The following is a 21,109-nucleotide window of genomic DNA, read 5'->3' on the forward strand; positions in this document are numbered from 1 at the left end:
GGTGACCGGTCATGCCGGGCGGGACGGCCATTGTTTGGCCTTGTCGCCCGGCGACCAATGACGATCCCGGAAAAGGGTGACCGGGCCGGTCGCCGTCGGACAGGAGCGTACCTTGAGCTGGCTTAAGCGATCTGTTTCCCGCATCACCGGTGTAGCTGTCGCCATCGCGGCGCTGCTGGCGCTGCCGGCGCATGCCCAGGCCCAGAGCATCATCCGTGACACGGAGATCGAGGGGATCATCCACAACTGGTCCGCGCCGGTGTTCACGGCCATGGGTCTGGAGCCGGACGAGATGACCATCCTGCTGGTCAATGATCCGTCGCTGAACGCCTTTGCCACGCGCGGCCGGATCATGGGGCTGAACACCGGCCTGATCCTCGAGACCGACAATCCCAACCAACTGCTGGGCGTCATCGCCCATGAGGGCGGCCACATCCGCAACCGCCACACCCTGCGCGACGGGGTGCAGAACGCGGGCATGCAGCCGTTTCTGATGACCATGGCGCTGGGCGCGCTCGCCGCCGTGGCCGGTGCGCCGGACGCCGCCGCCATGCTGGTGGCCTCCAGCCAGTATTTTGGCACCCTGGGTGCGCTTCGGTATATGCAGAGCCAGGAGGGCGAGGCCGATATCACCGCCGCCCGAGCACTGGAGTCAGCTGGTCTTTCCGGTCGGGGCCTGATCGAATTCTTCGAGAATTTCCGCTCGCAGGAAGTCTTCTCCGAAGCCCGCCGCTTTCCCTATTTCCGCAGCCACCCCCTGTCCTCGCGCCGCATCGAGAACCTGCGCGGCCCGGTCGAGTCCTCCCCCTATTACGACGAGGTCGACAGCCCTGAGCGGATGGCGGAGCACGCCCTGATCATCGCCAAGATACACGCCTTCATGGATCATCCGGGCATTACCCTGCGCGAATATCCCGAGAGCGACACCTCCCTGCCCGCCCGTTATGCGCGGACCATCGCCTGGTTCCGCGACGGTCAGACCGACCGGGCGCTGGCTGCCGTGGACGCCCTGATCGAGGAACAGCCCGACAACCCCTTCTTCTGGGAGCTGAAGGGCCAGATCTATTTCGAGGAAGGCCGTCCGGTCGAGGCCATCGAGGCGCACCAGCGCTCGGTCGAGCTCATGCCGGACGCGCCGCTGCTGCGGATCAATCTGGGCCACGCCCTGCTGGAATCGCGCGATGATGACCTGCTGGAACGGGCTGTCACCGAGCTGAAACAGGCCACGGTGCTGGAGCACGACAACCCCATGGCCTGGCGCCTGCTGGGTCAGGCCTATTCCCAGCTGGGGCGTGAGGGCGAGGCGCGGCTGGCCTCGGCCGAATACCATTACGCCATCGGTCAGGTTGATCAGGCGACCCAGTTCGCCCTGCGCGCCCGCGACATGCTGGAGCCCGGCTCGATGGAATGGCGGCGCGCCATGGACATCATCCTCGCCTCCGGAGCGACCATGGATGATCTGCGGGTGCTGGACGAATCGACGGCGAGGCGCCCAACAGGGGTCCTGCCTCCGGAACCCGTGAACTAGAGCCCGCATGACCGACACACCGCCCGCCCCCAAGCGCCGCGCCGCGCGCAAGCCTGCGCCTGAGGCCGTCCAGCCGTCTCCGGCTCCCACGCCGGTTCCGCAACCCGGCTGGCTGGCTCGCTATGGCGTGCAGGCCGCGGTGGCGGTGTCCGTGATCGCGCTCGGTCTGGCGGCCTGGGCCAACTTTGGCGGTGGCTTTGAGACCCGTGTGCGAACCTATCTGGTCGAAAACCCCCAGATCCTCGACGAAATGGTTCAGGCCCGCGACCAGCAGGCCGCCAGCCAGAGGATCGAGCGGCTGAACGCAGGCATCGCCGCCCTGCCCCAGGTGCTGGAGCCCGGGCCGGGCGAGCCGGTGTTCGGTCCGCCCGACGCGGCGGTGACCGTCGTCGAATATTTCGATTACCGCTGCCCGTACTGCAAGACGGCCGCACCCGGTGTGATGGAGCTGATGCGCGCCCATCCCGACGTCCGTTTCGTGTTCCGCGAATGGCCGATCCTGGATGCCGGCACCAGCACCGTCTCACAGCACGCGGCGCGCGCCGCTCTGGTCGCCCACAGCCAGGGCAAGTATCTGGCCGTCCATCAGGCCCTGATGGCCGAGGGCGCGTTGTCGCACGAAGTCATCGACCGCATCCTGTCCGAGAACGGTGTCGACACGGGCCCGGACGGCGCGGCCCTGAACGCCCCGTCGGTCAGCCGCATTCTGGCGGATGTTCAGGCGGGGGCCGGCGCGGTCGGCATGGACGGCACGCCGACCTTCTTCATCAACGGCCGGGCCAGCGCCAGCAATGCCCCCGCGGCCATCGCCCAGGCCATCGCAGCGGCCCGCTAGATCAGCCCACTGAGCGGCGACGAGGCGCTGGCGTAGCGGCGCTTGGGCATGCGCCCGGCCAGATAGGCCTCGCGCCCCGCGATCACCGCATGCTTCATGGCGCGCGCCATGCGGATAGGGTCCTTCGCCTCGGCGATGGCGGTGTTCATCAGCACGGCGTCGCAGCCCAGTTCCATGGCGATGGTGGCATCCGATGCCGTGCCCACCCCGGCATCGACCAGCACCGGCACCTTGGCCTGTTCGACGATCAGCCGCACATTGACCCGGTTCTGGATGCCCAGACCCGAACCGATCGGGGCGGCGGCGGGCATGATGGCGGCGGCGCCGGCCTCTTCCAGATGGCGGGCCATGACCACGTCATCGGTGCAATAGACCATGACGTCAAAGCCGTCCTTGACCAGCAGCTCCAGCGCGCGAAGCGTCTCGGGCATGTCGGGATAGAGGTGCGGCGTATTCGACAGCACCTCCAGCTTGACCAGATTCCAGCCGCCCGCCTCGCGCGCCAGCCGCAGGGTGCGGACCGCATCCTCGCCGGTGAAACAGCCGGCCGTATTGGGCAGATAGGTAAAGCGGTCGGGCTTCACATGATCGACCAGCATCGGCTGGCTGGGATCGGACAGATTCACCCGTCGCAGGGCCACGGTGACGATCTCCGCCCCCGCCGCCTCGGCCGCCGCCGCGTTCTGGGCATAGTCGGCATATTTGCCGGTCCCCACGATCAGCCGCGAAGAAAAGGTGCGACCGGCAACGGTCCAGGTGTCGGAGTGTGGATCAGTCATGGGCGACACCTAGGCCTCCCGCGCACCCGGCAAAAGAGGCGTGAAGCGAAATTCACCCCCCGCCGACGAACTGGACGATTTCGATGCGGTCGCCGTCGGTCAGGGTGGTGGTGGGGTGGAGGGACTTCGGCACGATCTCGAGGTTGCGCTCGATGGCGACCTTGCGCGGGTCGAGGCCCAGTTCCTCGACCAGGGCGGTCAGGGTGGTCGCGGTGACGTTGCGGTCTTCGCCATTGACCTGGATATGCAGCACGGCAGCGTCCTTCCTCGGCAGGCCGCCCGCCTAGCACAGGGGCGCGGCTTCCATCTAGCCGGGGCGGCGCGTCAGGCTGGTGGTGAGATCAGTCATGGCCTGTCTCAGCTCGGCCAGTTCGCCGCGCAGGGCCGCCATGTCGGCGACGTCCTCGGCATGGGCCTTCTGGCGTTCCTCGCTGGCCAGACGCAGGTCCTCTTCCAGCTTGTGCCGCTCGGCTTTGGCCTCTTCCTCGTGCTCGGCCTGCATGGCGTTGACGACGATGCCGATGAACAGGTTCAGCATGGTGAAGGTGGTGCACAGGATGAAGGGCACGAAGAACATCCACGCGTAGGGATGCACCTCCATCACCGGCCGGACGATGCCCATCGACCAGCTCTCCAGCGTCATGATCTGGAACAGGGAATAGGCCGAGGCCGGGATCGAGCCGAACCACTGGGGGAAATCCGCCCCGAACAGCTTGGTCGCCATGACCGAGGCCACATAGAAGATCAGCCCCATCAGCAGCACGATCGAGCCCATGCCCGGCAGGGCGCTGATCAGGGCGCCGACCACCCGCTTCAGCGACGGCACAATGGTGATCATGCGCAGCACGCGCAGGATCCTCAGGGCGCGCAGCACCGAGAACGGGCCGGCCGCCGGCACCAGGGCGATGGCCACGACGCCGAAGTCGAACAGGCTCCACGGGTCCTTGAAAAAGGCCAGCCGGTGCACCGCGATGCGGGCCACCACCTCGACCACGAAGATGGCCAGCACGATCTTGTCCAGCACCAGCAGCACCGGGCCGATGCGGTCCATGACCCACGAGCTGGTCTCCAGCCCCAGGGTGATCGCATTCAGGATGATCAGGGCGAGAATGAATCGCTCGGTCCGGGGCGACGTCACAATCTGTCTGAGGCGGTCCAAGGCAGTCTCCGGCGGAGGGGATTTGCCCGCCCCCTTGCCGCATTCCGAAAGGGGACGCCAGAGGCCCGGACGACGCGCTCTGCCGCGCCGGTTGCCGCAGGGGCAATCTTTCACGCGCGCGGTTTGATAACCGCCCCGCCTCGGCTAAAAGGCAGGTCCGATTCCGGTCGGACCGCCCTTTTCATGAGCGCAATGCCCGAGACCCTCGCCCTCCACGTTCTGAACGGCCCGAACCTCAACCTGCTGGGAGAGCGTGAGCCGGACATCTATGGTCGCGAGACGCTGGCTGACATCCAGTCCCTGTGCGAGGCGGCGGCAGGCGACGTGCCGGTGGTCTTTCGCCAGTCGAACCACGAAGGTCAGCTGGTCGAATGGATTCATGAGGCCCGGAGCAGCGCGCGGGCGCTGGTCATCAACCCGGCGGCCTTCACCCACACCTCGATTGCCCTGCTGGATGCGCTCAAGACCTTGGACATTCCGGTCGTGGAGTGCCATCTGAGCAATCCGGCGGCGCGGGAGGAGTTCCGGCGCCATTCCTATGTCTCGCTGGTGGCAACCGGCGTCATTTCGGGCTTTGGCCCCCATGGTTACGAGCTGGCGGTCAAGGCCGCGCTCCGGCTGGCGCAGGAACGCGCTGACGTCGCGGCTCGTTGAAGAATGAACAAGAAGGTCCCTTCCCCTATGGCTGTGAAGAAATTGCCGAACGACGCCGAGATCGACACCACCCTGGTTCGCCAGCTGGCGGACATCCTGAAGGAAACCGAGCTCTCGGAGATCGAGGTCGAGCGCGGTGAACTGAAGATCCGCGTGGCGCGCGAGCTGACGGTCGCGGCCGGCCCCGTCACCTATGCCGCGGCCCCTGCACCGGCGGCCGCCCCGTCCCCCGCAGCCGCTGCCGCGCCCGCCGCGCCGATGCCCAGCGATCCGGCCACCATCGTCGCCCGCTCGGGCGAAGAGGTGAAGTCGCCGATGGTCGGCACCGTCTATCTGCAGGCCTCGCCCGAGGCTCCGCCGTTTGTGAACATCGGCGACAAGGTGAAGAAGGGCCAGACCCTGCTGATCGTCGAAGCCATGAAGACGATGAACCCGATCCAGGCCCCGCGCGACGGCGTGGTCGCGGATGTGTTGGTGGGCGACGCCCAGCCGGTCGAGTTCGGCGAACCCCTCGTCCTGCTCGAGGCCTGAGCCGGTGTTTAGCAAGGTCCTGATCGCCAACCGGGGTGAGATCGCCCTGCGGATCCACCGTGCCTGCAAGGAGATGGGCATCTCCACCGTGGCCGTGCACTCGGAAGCCGACCGTGGCGCCATGTGGGTGCGGCTGGCCGACGAAAGCGTCTGCATCGGCCCGGCCCCGGCCGCCAAGTCGTATCTGAACATTCCCTCGATCATCGCGGCAGCCGAGATCACCGGTGCCCAGGCGATCCACCCCGGCTATGGATTCCTGTCGGAAAACGCCCGTTTCGCCGAGATCGTCGAGGCCCACGGCATGACCTTCATCGGGCCCAAGGCCGAGCACATCCGCATCATGGGTGACAAGATCACGGCCAAGCAGACGGTGCTGGATGCCGGCATTCCCTGCGTGCCTGGGTCTAAGGGCGAGGTCGAGACCATCGAGGCGGCCATTGCGGCGTCGAAGACCATCGGCTTCCCCCTGATCGTCAAGGCCGCAGCCGGCGGCGGCGGACGTGGCATGAAGGTGGCCCTGACCGCCGACGACCTGGTCGAGGCCGTCCAGACGGCTCAGTCCGAGGCCAAGGCCGCCTTTGGCAATGGCGCGGTCTATATGGAGCGCTACCTGCAGAAGCCGCGTCATATCGAGCTTCAGGTCGTGGCCGACAGCCACGGCAATGTGGTGCATCTGGGCGAGCGGGACTGTTCGTTGCAGCGGCGCCACCAGAAGATCCTCGAAGAGGCCCCCTCGCCCGCCCTGTCGGCGGCTGAACGCGTCGCCATCGGCGAGACCGTCAACAAGGCCATCGCGGCCATCGGTTACCTCGGTGTCGGCACCATCGAATTCCTGTGGGAGGACGGCGAGTTCTTCTTCATCGAGATGAACACCCGCCTGCAGGTCGAGCATCCGGTGACGGAAATGATCACCGGCGTCGATCTGGTGCGCGAACAGATCCGCATTGCCGCCGGAGAGCCACTGTCGTTCACCCAGGACGATGTGAAATTCACCGGCCACGCCATCGAATGTCGCATCAATGCCGAGAATGCCGAGACCTTTACCCCCTCGCCCGGCACCATCACCGACTATCACGCGCCCGGCGGCCTGGGGGTGCGCATGGATAGCGCCATCTATGCCGGCTATACGATCCCGCCCTATTACGACAGCCTGATCGGCAAGCTGATCGTGCACGGTCGCGACCGCGAGGCCTGCCTCGCACGGCTGAAGCGCAGCCTGAACGAGATGGTCGTCGGCGGCATCGACACCACCATTCCCCTGTTCCAGAAGCTGTTGAACGAGCCCGATATCCTGTCCGGAGATTACGACATTCACTGGCTGGAGAACTGGGCCAAGCGACAGAAGGGTCCGGCCAGCTGAGCGAGGCGGTCTCCACGCCCATCGAGCCGGAGGCGCTGACCGCCGACTATCTGCTGCACGCCTATCGCCATGGGTCGTTTCCCATGGCGGACAGTCGGGACGACGACGCCCTGGTCATGATCCGCCCGCACTTTCGCGGGGTGATCCCGCTGGACCGGTTTCACATCCCGACGCGCCTCGCCCGGACGGTACGCAACACGGACCTCATCGTGCGGGTGAACGGCGACTTCCCCGGTGTCATCGCCGGATGCGCCGCGGTCATCCGTGACCGGTGGGACACCTGGATCAACCGCCGCATCGAGCAGGCCTACACCGAGTTGCACGATCGCGGGCATGCCCACAGCGTCGAATGCTGGGCGGGCGATACGCTGGTGGGCGGGCTCTATGGAGTACAGATCGGCGGGGCGTTTTTCGGCGAGAGCATGTTTACCCGCCAGCGCGACGCCTCAAAGGTGGCGCTGGTTCATCTGGTGGCGCGCCTCAACCGGGCGGGCTTCGCCCTGCTGGACGCCCAGTTCGTCAACGATCACCTGAAGCAGTTCAACATCGTCGACGCCCCGCACCGGCTTTACATGCGGGCGCTGCAGCCGGCGTTGGAGCGGGCGCCCGACATGGCGGCATTCAAGGCGGAGATGACGGGCCAGCAGGCCCTGGACTATGCGCGGCAGTCGACCAGCCAGGCGTCATAGACGGGGTGTTCCAGCACGCCGAGGCCCGGCGATGAGGCGAACATCCAGCCCCGGAACAGCTGACGCGGCTCGGCCCCGGTGATCACGCCGCGCGGTTGCAGGCTGATTTCGAGATAGCCAGCCGCTTCCTGATCGCGTTCTCCCTCGGTCGAGACCTCGCAGGCCCGCACCCGGAAGATCAGCTCGCGCTTGAAGGCGACCGGGCGTCCGCCGACCTCGACCTCGAAGCGGATCGATTCCGCCGTGACCTTGTCGACCGCCTGGACCACGGCGACGCGGCGGCGCTGGCGCGGGGGCGGAGGTCCTTCGGGTTCGGTCGGAGCCTGGACAACCTCGACCTCTTCTTCCTCGTCCTCTTCCTCGGCGGGGGGCGCGATCTCGTTCAGAGCCTCGCCTTGCCGGGCCCGATTCAGGGCGGCGGTGCTTTCCTCGGGCGTCGGCGGAACGGGCACGGGTGCGGCCGGGGCCGGCTGGGCATTGGGCGCAGTCTCGGTCGGGCCGAGGCTATTGGTCTGAGCCGGGTCCTGGGCCGGGGCGGGATTGGCCGGCGGGTCCTGGATCGGGCGCGCGTCCTCGGGGCGGTCGTTCAGTGCGGCGGTCACACCGACCCCGCCCACCGCCATGGTGGCGGCCACAACCAGTCCCAGGATGCGGGCCGGGCGCTTCATTCGGGCTTCCAGGCCTCATAGTCGCCGGTGGCGGCGGGGCGCTGGCCCTCGGTCAGGACCGAGCCCGGCGGACGCCAGGCCATGGGCGTCCCGCTCATATTGGGCATATGGTCCTTTTCCCAGCTCTGGCGGTGCAGGGCGTCCTCGGTCGGCGGTTCGTCAAAGGTGTAGTGCAGCCAGCCGTGCCAGTCGGGCGACACCTTGGTCGCCTCGGCATAGCCCTCATAGATCACCCAGCGCCGGTGCCGCCCGTCATAGCTCTGGGTGTCGCGCGATTCGTAATAGCGGTTGCCCAGGGCGTCCGTTCCAACCAGACGACCGCGCTTGGCCACTGTGAACAGCGTGCCGATCGTCGCACCACTCCACCAGGAAAACAGTTTGGCCAGCACGTCTCGGAACCCAGTCATGACAGAAGGCGCGGACCTGTGCGCGCCGGTGGCATCATACGAACCGGCACCGGGCGCGTCCAGCGGTGGATCGTCCCATGCCGAGGCTCTCGTCGCGGCGCGAAACTTGCAAGGCGGGGCGCGACCTATCACCGCCTGGGACGCCCTTGATGACCCGACCATTCCTCGCCACCGCCCTCGGGCTGTCCGCCGTCATTCTGGTGCTGGCCGCCGCCCTGCCCGAACCGGCCCTGGCCCAGAACGCCAGCCAGATCGCGCGGGTCAGGGCGGGCCAGAGCTGCCCGGGCTGCAACCTGTTCCAGGGCGACTTTTCCTACATGGAGGCGCGCGGTCTGAACCTGTCCGGGGCGCGGCTGCGTCAGGCGAACCTCAGCCTGTCCGTGATGAACCGGACGCGCTTCACCAATGCGGACCTGCGCGATGTCGACGCCTATGGGGCCGTGTTTTCCAGCGCCCGATTCGGCGGGGCCAATCTGACCAACGCCAGTTTCGTCGGGACCTTTCTGGAAGGCGCCGACTTCTCCGGAGCCCGACTGGACGGCGTGAATTTCTCCGGCGCACAGATGCAGGGCGCCACCGGACTGACCCAGCGCCAGCTGGACCGGGCCTGCGGAGACGCGGCCACCCGCCTGCCGGGATCGCTTCGCATTCCCGCCTGCTGATGGTCTCCATCCTTACGGCGAATTAAGTAGGGATTTGTGGGCAATGACGGCATGGAGAAGGCGTGAAAAGTCTTGTGATCCCCTTTGCGAAGCCTGAGCCGAGCGGTCGGACCGCCCTGGTCGGACTGGCCCTGTTGACGGCCCTCGTCGCCACGACGGCGCGCGCCGGGGACACCGATGCCCACACGGGCCGTCAGGAGTCGCGCTTCACGCGCCAGATCCAGGACGTGCTGCCGGTCCAGGACGGCACCTTCCAGATTTACCCGCAGGATCCGGACGTCGCCCGCGTGGTCTCGCTGGGCGGCACCTGCCATCGCTGCGAGCTGTCCGGTCGCAACCTGTCCGGCGCCACCTTTACGGCCGCCACCTTCATTGGCGCCACTCTGGTGGAAACGGACCTGCGCGGGTCCGAGCTGGTCGGCTCGAACTTCTCGGGCGCCGACTTCACCCGGGCCGACCTTCGCGGGGCCACGCTGGTCGCCGCCAATTTCACAGGGGCGGTCTTCACCGACGCGCGCCTCGACGGTGTCGAGGGCCTCGGGTCGGTGTTTGTCCGGGCCGACATGTCCGGGGCCAATCTGTCCGGTGCGGCCTTGGGCGGTGCCAATATGAACGGCGCCATTCTGGTGCGGGCCAATCTGAGCGGGGCCGAGCTGTTCGGCGTCACCCTGGCCAATGTGAATGCGCGCGGGGCCGATTTCCGCAATGCCGAGGTCACGGCCTCAAACCTGTCGAACGGCAACTTTGCCGGGGCAAATTTCCGCGGCGCGGAGTTGAACGGGGCGCGACTGACCGGCGGATCGTTCTCGCGGGCCGACTTCACCGGCGCCTCGCTGGACCGGACCGATATTCGCAGCACCGACCTCAGCCTGTCGCGCGGCCTGACCCAGTCCCAGATCAGCGAAGCCTGTGCCGACTCCTCGACCCGCCTGCCGGGCGGCTTGACCGGACGCAGCTGCCGCAACCTGTCGCGGGTCCAGCCCCCGGCCGCGCCCCGGCCGCCGGCCCCGCCCCGCGTGGTGGTCGCGGGGCGCTAGGCCCGGATATCAGACCTTGATCGGCGGTGCCGTCCGGATGTGGACGTCCTTGAGCTGACGCTCGGCGGCCTCGGTCGGCGCGTTCATCAGCAGATCCTCGCCCTGCTGGTTCAGCGGGAAGGCGATGACCTCGCGAATGGCCGTCTGGTTAGCCAGCAGCATGACGATCCGGTCGATGCCGGGGGCCAGACCGCCGTGCGGCGGCGCGCCATAGCGGAAGGCGTTCAGCATGCCGCCGAACTGGTCCTCGACCACCGAGGCGTCATAGCCGGCGATCTCGAAGGCCTTCAGCATGATCTCGGCCTTGTGGTTCCGGATGGCGCCCGAGCACAGCTCATAGCCGTTGCAGACGATGTCGTACTGATAGGCACGGATGGTCAGGGGATCCTGGGTCTCCAGCGCCTCCAGCCCGCCCTGCGGCATGGAGAAGGGGTTGTGGCTGAAGTCGACCTTCTTCTCTTCCTCGGACCATTCGAACATCGGGAAGTCGACGATCCAGCAGAATTTGAACTGGGCCTCGTCGATCAGCTTCAGCTCGGTGGCCACGCGGGTGCGGGCCAGACCGGCGAATTTGGCGAAGACCGACGGCAGGCCGGCGGCGAAGAAGGCGGCGTCGCCTTTGCCCAGACCCAGCGCGGTCATCAGGGCGTCGGTCGGCTCCTGACCCAGATTCTTGGCGATCGGCCCGCCCCAGGCCTGCTGGTCGTCGGACCAGAAGATGTAGCCGAGGCCGGGCTGGCCCTCGCCCTGGGCCCAGCTGTTCATGCGGTCGCAGAAGGCGCGCGAGCCGCCGGTCGGGGCCGGGATGGCCCAGACGGCGTTCTTCTGGTCGGCACCGAGGATCTTGTTGAACAGGCCAAAGCCGCCGTCGCGGAAGTGGTCCGACACGTCCTGCATCTTGATCGGGTTGCGGGTGTCCGGCTTGTCGGTACCGTACCACTTCATCGACTGTTCGTAGGTCAGGCGCTCGAAGCCCTTGTGCTCCAGCGTCTGGCCAAAGTCGTTGGTGAAGGTCTGGGGCTGGTCGATCGGAGACACCGGCTTGCCGTCGGCGAACTCCTCGAACACGCCATGCATGACCGGTTCGATGGCCGCAAAAACATCCTCTTGCGTGACGAAGCTCATCTCGACGTCCAGCTGGTAGAATTCCAGCGAGCGGTCGGCACGCAGGTCTTCATCGCGGAAACACGGCGCGATCTGGAAATAACGGTCGAAGCCCGAAACCATCAGCAGCTGTTTGAACTGCTGCGGGGCCTGCGGCAGGGCGTAGAATTTGCCGGGATGCAGGCGCGACGGCACGAGGAAGTCGCGCGCACCTTCGGGGCTGGAGGCCGTCAGGATCGGGGTCTGGTACTCAAGGAAGCCCTGATCGACCATCCGGCGGCGGATCGAGCTGATCACCTTCGAGCGCAGGACGATATTCTTGTGCAGGGTCTCGCGGCGCAGATCGAGGTAGCGGTGCTTCAGGCGCAGCTCCTCCGGATATTCCGGCTCGCCAAACACCGGCAGGGGCAGTTCGGCGGCTTCCGACAGGACCTCGACGGCCTTGACCTGGATCTCGATCTCGCCGGTCGGCAGGTTGGCATTCTTCGTTTCGGCCGAGCGGGCCACGACCTCGCCGTCCACGCGGATGACGCTTTCGGCCCGCAGGCGCTCGACCGCCTCAAAGCCCGGCGTCTCGGGGTGCAGCACCAGCTGGGTCAGGCCGTAGTGGTCCCGCAGGTCGATGAACAGCAGGCCGCCGTGGTCGCGCTTGCGGTGGACCCAGCCCGACAGACGGACCGTCTTGCCCGCATCGTCGCCGCGCAGGGCGCCGCAGGTGTGGGTACGATAAAGATGCGTCTCGGCCATGGGTCTGGATCGGTCGTCAAAGGGGGAGAATTCGGGAGGGCGGAAGGGCGCATTATCGCCGCTGAAAGTCAAGCGTGCGGGTGATCCGGTCTGCGCCACACCGCCTGTCGGAAGGGGCTTTTCGCGGGCGTTACAATGTAGCATAGGGAAGGCGTGACGCGCGAACCGACCGATGAGATCAGCCTGACGCGGGCGCTGGCCATTCTGGCCGCGACCTTCGCCATCGTGTTCGCCAGCCTGCTGCCCTCCGCCGTCGCCGCTTCGACCGCCACCGACACCCCGGTGCAGCTGTGCTCGGGCCAGATTGTCCGCGTCGCCTTCGATGCCGACGGTCACCCGGTGCCGGTGGATGACGACGACCGCGCCAGCCTCACCTGCGCCATGGCCCTGCTGTCGGGCCTGCAGGCGGTCGATGTGCCCCCTGCCATCCTCACGACGCCGCCGGTCGAGCCCCGCGCCACCGCTCCCGCGCCCCTGCCGGAGACCGCCCGGCCGGCCTTCCGCCATTCGCCCAAGCCGCCCGCGACCGCCCCACCTCACGCCTGAAGACGTCTCACCTGCCCGCGCAGGCCAAATCCGGCTGTGCGCCCCCGTGACTCTTTTCAGGATATTTCCGCGTGAAAACCCGACTGCTTGCCGCCACGTCCGTGGTGGCCCTGGCCTGCGTGGCCACCCCTGCCCTCGCCCAGGACCCGACCGAGACCACGGTCGATTCCATCATCGTCACCGGCACCCGCAATTCGGACGATCCCCCTGTGGTCGCCGAAGCCCGCACCCGCCTGTCGCGTACCCCGGGCGCCGTGTCGGTCGTCGCGGCCGAGACCTTTGAGGACCGCTTCGCCCAAGGCTTCTACGACACCCTGCGCAATGTGCCCGGCGTGCTGGCCCAGAAGCGCTATGGCGAGGAGGCCCGCCTGTCGATCCGGGGCTCGGGCATCGCCCAGGGCTTCCACCAGCGCGGCGTCCTGTTCGCCCAGGACGGCGTGCCCTTTGCCGACGCTGACGGCTTTTCCGACTTTCAGGCCATCGACGTCCTGAGCGCCCGCTACATCGAGGTCTACAAGGGTGCCAACACCCTGCGCTTCGGCGGGGCCCAGCTGGGCGGGGCGGTCAATATTGTGTCTGTGACCGGGCGCACCGCCACCTTTGACAACCAGCTGCGCGTCGAAGGCGGCTCATTCGACAGCTATCGCGCCCAGTTTGCCATGGCCCGCCAGTGGGGCGACTGGGACCTCTATGCCGCCATCTCGGGCATGGAGTCCGACGGATACCGCGATCACGCCGAACAGTCGCAGGGACGGCTGACCCTCAACCTCGGCCGGTCGTTCGGCGAGGACCGGGAGGTGCGGCTGGTCTTTCAGGCCGGTGACATCCAGCAGGACCTGCCGGGCGCCCTGACCCTGACGCAGGCGCTGAACACCCCCGAAATGGCCAGTGCGAGCGCCATCGCCGGCGATCAGGCCCGCGACCTGACCGTCAAGCGGCTGACGCTGCAGACCCGCTGGCGCCTCGACGACTCGACCGTGTTCGAGGGCGCCGTCTGGGGCTGGCGGAAGGATCTGTGGCACCCGATCTTTCAGGTGGTCAACACGGACTCGCAAACGACAGGCCTGTTCGGGCGGTTCGACTGGACCGGTCAGATCGGCGGCATGCGCGCCGACCTGTTCTATGGCCTCAGCTATCGCGATGGCGAGGTGGACGGCCAGCGCTATGTCAACGTCGGCGGCATGGCCGGGGCCCTGACCGCCGACAATCTGCAGAAGGCCACGGGGCTGGATGTATTTGCCGAGGGCCGGCTGTTCGTCACCGACCGCCTCGCCCTCGTGGCCGGGGGATCGTACGGCCGGGCCACGCGCGACTATGTCGACCGGCGCAACGCCGCCAATAACGACGGCATCACTTGGGACTGGTTCTCGCCGCGCCTCGGCCTGTTGTGGGAGAGCGAGGACGGCGTGCAGGTCTATGCCAACGTCACCCGCTCGGTCGAACCGCCGACCTACGGCGCCCTGGTGCAGGCGCCGCTGGCCGGCTTCTCGCCCGTCGACATCCAGGATGCCTGGACCGCCGAGATCGGCACCCGTGGCCGCCGGGGCGCCCTGGCCTGGGACGTCACCCTCTATCGCAGTCAGATCGACGGCGAGATCCTGAACTACATCACCGGCCCGGACATCCCGGCGGCGACCTTCAACGGAGATCGCACCCTCCACCAGGGCCTCGAGGCCGGGCTGGAATGGACCTTGCCGGTCGCCCCGGGGGGCGGTACCGCCGTGCTGCGCCAGATCTATAATTACAACGACTTCTACTTCGACCATGATGTGCTGTGGGAGGGCAACCGCCTGCCGGTCGTCCCCGAGCACCAGTACCGGGCCGAGCTGACCTGGCGGCATCCGTCGGGCCTGTTCGTCACCCCCACGGTCGAGTGGCGCATCAGCGACGTCTGGGTCGACTATGCCAACACGCTCGAGGCGCCGGGCTTTTCCATCTGGGGCCTGAACGGCGGCTGGGATTTCGACAACGGCACCACCCTGTTCGTCGACGCCCGCAATCTGACGGACGAACGCTATGTCAGCGAGATCAGCGCCGTCACCGACGCGCGCACGGCCTCGACCGCCGTCTTCATGCCCGGCGAGGGCCGCTCGCTGTTCATTGGCCTGAGGATCAGCCTGTGATGAATCATGTGAGCCCCCTTTCCGACGCCTTCCGCGCTGTCTGGCGCTGGCATTTCTATGCCGGGCTGTTCGTCCTGCCGTTCCTGATGCTGATGGCCCTGACCGGCGGCCTCTATCTCTACAAGGCCGAGATCGAGGGCGTCGCATACCGCTCGCTGGCCACCGTCGAGGTCCGCGAGGCCCGCACCTCGCCCGATCAATGGCGACAGGCCGCTGAACAGGCGGTCGGCGGCACGGCTGCGGCCGTCGTGGTCCCGGACCGCCCGGACCGCGCCGTACAGGTTCGCGTCCGCACGGAACAGGGCGAGCGCACCGCCTTTGTCGATCCGTACACCGGCCAGGTGACCGGCACGGTCGGGGGACAGGGGGTGATGGAGGTCGTCAAAAAGCTGCACAGCCTCGAACTGCTCGGAAAGCCCTTCAACATCCTGGTCGAGATTGTGGCGGGCTGGGCCATCATCCTCGTCGCCACCGGCCTGTTCCTGTGGTGGCCGCGCAAGGGCCGCGACGTGGCCGTCGCCCTGCCCCGCCCCGGCGATCCCGCCCGGCGGCCCTTCTGGCGGAATACCCATGCGGTGACCGGTCTCTATGCCGGGGGGATCATCCTGTTCCTCTCCCTGACCGGCATGCCCTGGTCGGCGGTCTGGGGCGACAAATTCCTCAATGTGATGCGCGAGAGCGGTCTGGGGCGGCCCCCCGCTCCGGCCGCCGCCAGCGCCTGGAGCCACGGCAAGGGTCACAACGCCCCATCCGGCACCGGCTGGACAATGGAGCACGCGGTCCTGCACGCGCCCTCCGAAGGTCCCGGCATCCTGTCGCGGGTGATCGCCACCGCCGAGGCCGAGGGCGTGGGCCAGCCCTATACGGTGTCGATCCCGGAGGACCCGTCGCTGGCCTTCTCCATCGCGCGCCTGACCCGACAGGCCGAGGACGCCCGCAGCCTCTACGTCGACGGCATGACCGGGCAGGTGGTGGGTGACCTGCGCTGGGAACAGTTCGGCGGCGGCGCCAAGGCGTTTGAGTGGGGCATCGCCGTTCACCAGGGCATGCAGTACGGCGAGATCAACCGGCTGCTGATGCTGTTCGGCTGTATCGGCATCTGGGTGCTGGGGATCAGCGGCGGGCTGATGGCGTGGAAGCGGCGGCCGAGAGGTGCTGGCCTGACCGCTCCGCCCCGGCCGACCGACCCCCGGGCCCGCGCGGCCGTGCTGGGGATTGTCGTGCCGCTGGGGGTGATCTTCCCGCTCACCGGCCTGTCGCTGCTGGCGGCACTCGGCCTTGAGGCGGCCTGGCGAGGACTCAGGCCCCGGCGCTGAGCCGGTTCATCCACAGGCGGGCGCGCTTGTCCCCCCTGACCACAGGGGGCCTTGATGGCTTTGGGCCGGGTTCTGATATGTCAGCGGCATGACAGCTTCCCCGGACAGGCCCGGCCAGATGCGACTGCCCCTCCGGCGCGGCCTGAGCGGGCACGAGGAGGCGTTTGTGCTCTCGGCGTCGAATGCGGCGGCGCATGAGGCGCTTCAGGGCTGGCCCACGACGCTGGGCGGGGCTGCAGCCCTCCATGGCCCCCCAGGCTCGGGCAAGAGCCATCTGGCGCGCCTGTGGGCCGAGCGTGTCGGCGCCCTGCCCTTTCACGGCATGGAGGTGGCACTGGCGGACCCGCTGGAGCTGGAGGGTCGCCCCCTGCTGCTGGATGCCGCCCAAACCGTCGATGACGAGACCCTGTTCCACCTGCTGAACCTGGCCCAGGCGCCGGGAGGATCTCTGCTGCTGGTCTCCCGCGACCCGCCCGGATCGTGGCCGGTGGAGCTGCCCGATCTGAAGTCGCGCCTGAATGGCCTTTTGGTTCTTGGCATCCAGCCGCCGGACGATGCCGTGCTCGCGGCCATGTTCCGGGCCCGCTTTGCCGAACGCAGCCTGCAACCGGCCGACGATGTGATCGACTATCTGATCCGGCGTGTCGACCGGTCGGCCGACAGCGTCGAGCGGATCGTCGACCTGCTGGATCAGGCCCACGCCCCGGTCACCCGGGCTCTGGCGCGCAAGGTTCTGGACGAAAGCGGCGACCTGTTCGCCCCGGAGTGAGATCGAAGGTTGCGGCTGTCATTCGCACGGGCCAGAACCACATCATGACGGAAACGCCTTCCCCCGAACTGTCCTCCATCACCGATCAGGCCGTCGGCGAGGTCGTGCCCTCGTCGCGCGCGCCCCAGCTCAAACTGTCCGAATCGCTGATGGCCTCGCCCGAGCGGTTCATCAATCGCGAACTGTCGTGGCTGGCCTTCAACGGCCGGGTCATGGAAGAGGCGTCGAACCCGGCCCATCCGCTGCTGGAACGCCTGCGCTTTCTGTCGATCTCGGCCAATAATCTAGATGAGTTCTTCATGACCCGCGTCGCCGGGCTGAAGGGTCAGGTGCGCGAGCGGGTGCGGGTGCTGTCGGCCGACGGCCTGACGCCCGCCCAGGCGCTGGAGCGGGTCAATGAAGCCGCCGGCGAGCTGATGGCCCACCAGCAGAAGCGCTGGCGCAAGCTGAAGGTCGAATTGGCACAAGCGGGCATCGAGGTGATCGACGCCAGCCGCGCCACGAAGACCGAGCGCGAGCGGCTGGAGCCCGAATTCCTGAACCAGCTCTTCGCCATCCTGACGCCGATGGCCATCGATCCGGCCCACCCCTTTCCCTTCCTGCCGAACCTCGGCTTTTCGCTGGCGCTGAAGCTGAGGCGGCGGAGAGACAACCGGATTCTGTATGCGCTGGTCCCGGTCCCGACCCAGGTCAAACGCTTCTGGCCGCTGGCTACCGACGGCCGTTCGACCAAGGGCCGCACCCGCTATGTGACGCTGGAGAGCCTGCTGATGCTCTTCATCGACCACCTGTTCCCCGGCTGCGACGTGCTGGAGCGCGGCACCTTCCGCCTGATCCGCGATTCCGACATCGAGATTGAGGAAGAGGCCGAAGATCTGGTCATGGAGTTCGAGGAGGCGCTGAAGCAGCGGCGCATGGGCTCGGTGGTGCGGATCAAGATCGAGGCGTCCATGCCGGACGATCTGCGCGACTTCATCACCCGCGAACTGCACGCCCAGCCGCAGGACGTGGTGATGGTCGACGGCATGCTGGGCCTGGCCCAGGTCTCCGACCTGATCCCGGGCGGGCATCCCGACCTTAAATTCCCCGGCTATGAGCCACGCTATCCCGAGCGGGTGCGCGACCACGGGGGCGATGTCTTTGCGGCGATCCGCGAGAAGGACATGCTGATCCACCACCCGTTCGAGAGCTTCGATGTGGTGGTGCAGTTCCTGCGTCAGGCGGCACGCGACCCCAACGTCATCGCCATCAAACAGACGCTCTACCGCACCTCGCGCGACAGTCCCGTCGTCGCGGCCCTGATCGAGGCCGCCGAGAACGGCAAGAACGTCACCGCCGTTGTCGAGATCAAGGCGCGCTTTGACGAAGAGGCCAACCTGCGCTGGGCCCGGGCCATGGAGCGGGCCGGCGTGCACGTCGTGTTCGGCTTCGTCGAGTACAAGACCCACTCGAAGCTCAGTGTGGTAGTTCGCCGCGAGGGCGACACCCTGCGCTCCTACTGCCACGTGGGCACCGGCAACTATCACCCGGTGACGGCGCGCATCTATACCGACCTGTCGCTGTTCTCCTGCCAGCCGGCCCTGACGCGCGATGCCAACCGGGTGTTCAACTACATCACCGGATACGCCCAGCCCGACGACATGGAAGAGATGGTCGTCTCTCCGCTCAATATGAAGTCGACCCTGATCGCCCTGATCGAAAAGGAGATATCGGCGGCGGCACGCGGCAAGCCCGCAGCTATCTGGGCCAAGATGAACTCGCTGGTCGATCCCGACATCATCGACGCCCTGTACCGGGCCAGCCAGTCGGGCGTGCGCATCGATCTGGTGATCCGGGGCATCTGCTGCCTGCGACCGGGCGTGAAGGGCCTGTCCCAGAACATCCGCGTCAAATCGATCGTCGGCCGGTTCCTCGAGCACAGCCGCATCGTCGCCTTCGCCAACGGGCGCGACCTGCCTAATGACCGGGCCAAGGTCTATATCTCCTCGGCCGACTGGATGAATCGCAATCTGGACCGCCGGGTCGAGGTCATGGCCCCGGTGCTGAACGCCACCGTCCACGATCAGGTTCTGGACCAGATCATGGTCGCCAACCTCAAGGATGATGCCCAGAGCTGGGAGCTGGATTCGGAGGGCAACTACCGCCGGCTCAAGCCCGCCGATCCTGAGCGGCCCTTCTCGGCGCACCGCTATTTCATGACCAATCCCAGCCTGTCGGGACGCGGCAGCAAGGTGAAGACCCTGCCGGCCACGCTGCGCTACGATCGTCCGGATGCCTGAGCCCTTACCGGCCACGGCCATGGCGTCCGCCGATGCGGCGGTGATCGACATCGGCTCCAACTCGGTCCGTCTGGTGCTGTACCGGCTGGAAGGCCGCGCCATCTGGACCGTGTTCAACGAAAAGGTGCTGGCGGGTCTGGGCCGCGACCTCCCGCAGACCGGTCGCCTTTCGGAAGAGGGCGTGGCCATGGCCCTGCCGGCGCTTCGGCGGTTCGCCGCCGTGATCGAGGGGGTGCGCCCCCAGCATGTTTTCATTGCCGCCACCGCCGCCGTGCGTGAGGCCGAGGATGGCGTCACCTTCTGTGAGCGGGTGGCGGCCGAGACCGGCTTTCACGTTCGCGTCCTGTCGGGCGAGGATGAGGCCCGCTATGCCGCCCGGGGCGTTCTGGCCGGCCATCCGACCGCCGAGGGCGTCGCCGCCGACATGGGCGGCGCCAGTCTGGAGTTGATCCGGCTCGGCAAGGGCGAGGTCGGCCAGGGCATCACCCTGCCGCTCGGCCCTTTCTCGCTCGCGGACGACAGCGAGTTCGACGCCAAAAAGCTGCGCGCCAGGATCGACAAGCGCCTGAAGGGCAAGACCGCGGACTTCGAGACCCCGACCCTGCACGCGGTCGGCGGCGCCTGGCGCAGCATCGCCCAGCTGCACATGGCCATGTCCGACTATCCGCTGCAGATCGTCCATCAATACACCATGACCGCCGACGATGCCCGCGACGTGGCGCGGTTCGTGTCGCGCCAGTCGCGGACCTCGCTGGACCGGACGCCGGGGGTGTCGCGCCGGCGGGCCGAGACCCTGCCCTATGCCGCCCTGGTGCTCGAGGCCCTGATCGAGAAGCTGGCACTCAAGACCGTCGAGTTTTCGGCCTGGGGTCTGCGCGAAGGCTTGCTGCAGGAAGCGCTCTCCGCCGAACATCTGGCCAGCGACCCGCTGATCGCCGGCTGCACCACATGGGGCGCGCGTCAGGGGATCTCGCCCCTGCTGCCGGGCGCCGTTCAGGCGTGGATCGACCCGGTCCTGCCGGCGCTGCCCGAGACCTTTGGGCGCGAGCGCGACCGCACACTAACCACTGCCGCCTGTCACCTGTGCGACCTCGGCGCCCGGCTGCATCCGGATCACCGGGTCGAACTGGTGTTCGAGCAGGTGCTGCGCGCACCGGTCCCGGGCCAGACCCACGCCGAGCGGGCCTTCCTCGCCTGCGCGCTGAATGCCCGCTATGGCGGACCCTCCGCTACGCCCCAGCCCGACGTCATCAACCGCCTGCTGGATGAGGAGGGCCGCCGCCACGCCAGGGCCCTGGGCCAGGCGATCCGGCTGGCCTGTGACCTGTCCGGCCGCGCGCCCCAGCTGCTGGCCGGTGCGCGCCTCGCGATCGATGACGGCACCCTGACGCTGACGCCTGCAGATGGCTACGCCGACATGCTGCTGGGCGAACAGACGCGCAGGCGTCTGAAATCCCTGGCCGATACGCTCGACCTTGTCTGCGGCGACTGAGCCGGGCACGGTCCGGACCGGAACAGGGAGGGACACCCATGGCAGTCACCGGCATCGGCGGCTTCTTCTTCAGATCAGATAACCCCGAGGGTCTGGCCGAATGGTATCTGACGCATCTGGGCGTCGGCGCCCCACCGGGCGTCTTCATCTGGGACCAGCAGGCGGGACCCACGGTCTTTGCGCCGTTCAAGGCCGACAGCGACTATTTCGCCGCCGACAAACGCGGGATGCTGAACCTGCGCGTCGATGATCTGGACGGCCTGATCGCCTCGCTGAAGGCCGCGGGCATCGACGTCCTGACCAAGGCCGAGTGGGACTCACCAGAGGTCGGTCGCTTTGCCCGCATCCACGATCCCGAGGGCAATCCCATCGAGCTGTGGGAGCCCGCAGCGGCGCCCCCCGCCTAGCTGTCGTTTCCAAGAAG

At 67.5% G+C, this 21,109-nt stretch carries 21 protein-coding genes; 15 read left to right on the plus strand and 6 right to left on the minus strand.

Features of this window, described 5'->3' with window-relative positions; genetic code table 11:
• Positions 1 to 112: 112 nt before the first annotated feature.
• Entirely contained in the window at positions 113 to 1,528 is a 1,416-nt protein-coding gene (locus B4K74_RS05350; protein ID WP_286692073.1) for a M48 family metalloprotease, read from the plus strand.
• 7 nt (positions 1,529 to 1,535) lie between these two features.
• On the plus strand, positions 1,536 to 2,363 hold the full coding sequence (locus B4K74_RS05355) for a DsbA family protein (protein ID WP_286692074.1): 828 nt from the start codon (positions 1,536 to 1,538) through the stop codon (positions 2,361 to 2,363).
• Here B4K74_RS05355 and B4K74_RS05360 read toward each other — a convergent pair.
• From B4K74_RS05360 to B4K74_RS05370, 3 genes are read right to left on the minus strand one after another with little or no spacing between them, the layout of a single operon-like run.
• Complete coding sequence (locus tag B4K74_RS05360) at positions 2,360 to 3,142, minus strand: HisA/HisF-related TIM barrel protein (RefSeq protein ID WP_286692075.1); 783 nt, start codon at positions 3,140 to 3,142, stop codon at positions 2,360 to 2,362. The genes B4K74_RS05355 and B4K74_RS05360 overlap by 4 nt on opposite strands.
• 52 nt (positions 3,143 to 3,194) lie before the next feature.
• Positions 3,195 to 3,392: a sulfur carrier protein ThiS gene (thiS, locus tag B4K74_RS05365; RefSeq protein WP_123286893.1), complete on the minus strand. Its 198-nt coding sequence runs from the start codon at positions 3,390 to 3,392 to the stop codon at positions 3,195 to 3,197.
• A gap of 57 nt (positions 3,393 to 3,449) precedes the next feature.
• Entirely contained in the window at positions 3,450 to 4,301 is an 852-nt protein-coding gene (locus B4K74_RS05370; RefSeq protein WP_286692076.1) for an ion transporter, read from the minus strand.
• 192 nt (positions 4,302 to 4,493) lie between these two features.
• On the opposite strand from B4K74_RS05370, the gene aroQ reads away from it, so the two are divergent.
• The 4 genes from aroQ to aat are packed head-to-tail and all read left to right on the plus strand — an operon-like array spanning position 4,494 to position 7,535.
• Positions 4,494 to 4,955 (plus strand): type II 3-dehydroquinate dehydratase, encoded by a 462-nt coding sequence (aroQ, locus tag B4K74_RS05375; RefSeq protein WP_123286685.1) that lies wholly within the window; start codon positions 4,494 to 4,496, stop codon positions 4,953 to 4,955.
• A 27-nt stretch (positions 4,956 to 4,982) separates the two neighbouring features.
• The gene (gene accB, locus B4K74_RS05380; protein ID WP_123286686.1) at positions 4,983 to 5,486 is read left to right on the plus strand and encodes an acetyl-CoA carboxylase biotin carboxyl carrier protein; all 504 of its coding nucleotides are present in this window, start codon (positions 4,983 to 4,985) and stop codon (positions 5,484 to 5,486) included.
• A gap of 4 nt (positions 5,487 to 5,490) precedes the next feature.
• Positions 5,491 to 6,846 (plus strand): acetyl-CoA carboxylase biotin carboxylase subunit, encoded by a 1,356-nt coding sequence (gene accC, locus B4K74_RS05385; protein ID WP_286692077.1) that lies wholly within the window; start codon positions 5,491 to 5,493, stop codon positions 6,844 to 6,846.
• A gap of 20 nt (positions 6,847 to 6,866) precedes the next feature.
• A complete protein-coding gene (aat, locus tag B4K74_RS05390; protein ID WP_286712058.1) occupies positions 6,867 to 7,535 on the plus strand; it encodes a leucyl/phenylalanyl-tRNA--protein transferase in 669 nt (222 codons plus the stop codon).
• Here aat and B4K74_RS05395 read toward each other — a convergent pair.
• The gene (locus tag B4K74_RS05395; protein WP_286692078.1) at positions 7,502 to 8,203 is read right to left on the minus strand and encodes a DUF2155 domain-containing protein; all 702 of its coding nucleotides are present in this window, start codon (positions 8,201 to 8,203) and stop codon (positions 7,502 to 7,504) included. The two genes, aat and B4K74_RS05395, sit on opposite strands and share 34 nt — an antisense overlap.
• Positions 8,200 to 8,610, minus strand: coding sequence for an NADH:ubiquinone oxidoreductase subunit NDUFA12 (locus tag B4K74_RS05400; RefSeq protein WP_123286690.1), 411 nt, complete (start codon positions 8,608 to 8,610; stop codon positions 8,200 to 8,202). The genes B4K74_RS05395 and B4K74_RS05400 overlap by 4 nt, the downstream gene beginning before the upstream one ends.
• 149 nt (positions 8,611 to 8,759) lie before the next feature.
• Between B4K74_RS05400 and B4K74_RS05405 the strand changes: the two genes are divergently transcribed.
• Together B4K74_RS05405 and B4K74_RS05410 are read left to right on the plus strand one after the other, a co-directional pair.
• The gene (locus tag B4K74_RS05405) at positions 8,760 to 9,272 is read left to right on the plus strand and encodes a pentapeptide repeat-containing protein (protein WP_123286691.1); all 513 of its coding nucleotides are present in this window, start codon (positions 8,760 to 8,762) and stop codon (positions 9,270 to 9,272) included.
• A 62-nt stretch (positions 9,273 to 9,334) separates the two neighbouring features.
• Positions 9,335 to 10,309, plus strand: a complete 975-nt coding sequence (locus B4K74_RS05410) for a pentapeptide repeat-containing protein (RefSeq protein WP_286692079.1) — start codon at positions 9,335 to 9,337, stop codon at positions 10,307 to 10,309.
• A gap of 9 nt (positions 10,310 to 10,318) precedes the next feature.
• On the opposite strand, the gene aspS is transcribed toward B4K74_RS05410, so the two are convergent.
• Entirely contained in the window at positions 10,319 to 12,160 is a 1,842-nt protein-coding gene (aspS, locus tag B4K74_RS05415; protein WP_286692080.1) for an aspartate--tRNA ligase, read from the minus strand.
• Between the two features lie 153 nt (positions 12,161 to 12,313).
• Here aspS and B4K74_RS05420 point away from each other — a divergent pair, with 153 nt between their 5' ends.
• From B4K74_RS05420 to B4K74_RS05450, 7 genes are all read left to right on the plus strand, one after another.
• Positions 12,314 to 12,706, plus strand: coding sequence for a hypothetical protein (locus B4K74_RS05420; protein WP_286692081.1), 393 nt, complete (start codon positions 12,314 to 12,316; stop codon positions 12,704 to 12,706).
• A 71-nt stretch (positions 12,707 to 12,777) separates the two neighbouring features.
• On the plus strand, positions 12,778 to 14,829 hold the full coding sequence (locus tag B4K74_RS05425; RefSeq protein WP_286692082.1) for a TonB-dependent receptor family protein: 2,052 nt from the start codon (positions 12,778 to 12,780) through the stop codon (positions 14,827 to 14,829).
• Between the two features lie 8 nt (positions 14,830 to 14,837).
• Positions 14,838 to 16,145, plus strand: a complete 1,308-nt coding sequence (locus B4K74_RS05430) for a PepSY-associated TM helix domain-containing protein (RefSeq protein ID WP_286692083.1) — start codon at positions 14,838 to 14,840, stop codon at positions 16,143 to 16,145.
• A gap of 118 nt (positions 16,146 to 16,263) precedes the next feature.
• On the plus strand, positions 16,264 to 16,914 hold the full coding sequence (locus B4K74_RS05435) for a DnaA/Hda family protein (RefSeq protein ID WP_286692084.1): 651 nt from the start codon (positions 16,264 to 16,266) through the stop codon (positions 16,912 to 16,914).
• Positions 16,915 to 16,958: 44 nt separating this feature from the next.
• Positions 16,959 to 19,193: an RNA degradosome polyphosphate kinase gene (locus tag B4K74_RS05440; protein ID WP_286692085.1), complete on the plus strand. Its 2,235-nt coding sequence runs from the start codon at positions 16,959 to 16,961 to the stop codon at positions 19,191 to 19,193.
• Positions 19,186 to 20,685, plus strand: coding sequence for a Ppx/GppA phosphatase family protein (locus B4K74_RS05445; RefSeq protein ID WP_286692086.1), 1,500 nt, complete (start codon positions 19,186 to 19,188; stop codon positions 20,683 to 20,685). The genes B4K74_RS05440 and B4K74_RS05445 overlap by 8 nt, the downstream gene beginning before the upstream one ends.
• A 38-nt stretch (positions 20,686 to 20,723) precedes the next feature.
• Positions 20,724 to 21,092, plus strand: a complete 369-nt coding sequence (locus B4K74_RS05450) for a VOC family protein (RefSeq protein WP_286692087.1) — start codon at positions 20,724 to 20,726, stop codon at positions 21,090 to 21,092.
• The last annotated feature ends 17 nt before the right edge of the window (positions 21,093 to 21,109 follow it).

Source organism: Brevundimonas sp. UBA2503, from assembly GCF_002341485.1.
Taxonomy (GTDB): domain Bacteria; phylum Pseudomonadota; class Alphaproteobacteria; order Caulobacterales; family Caulobacteraceae; genus Brevundimonas; species Brevundimonas halotolerans.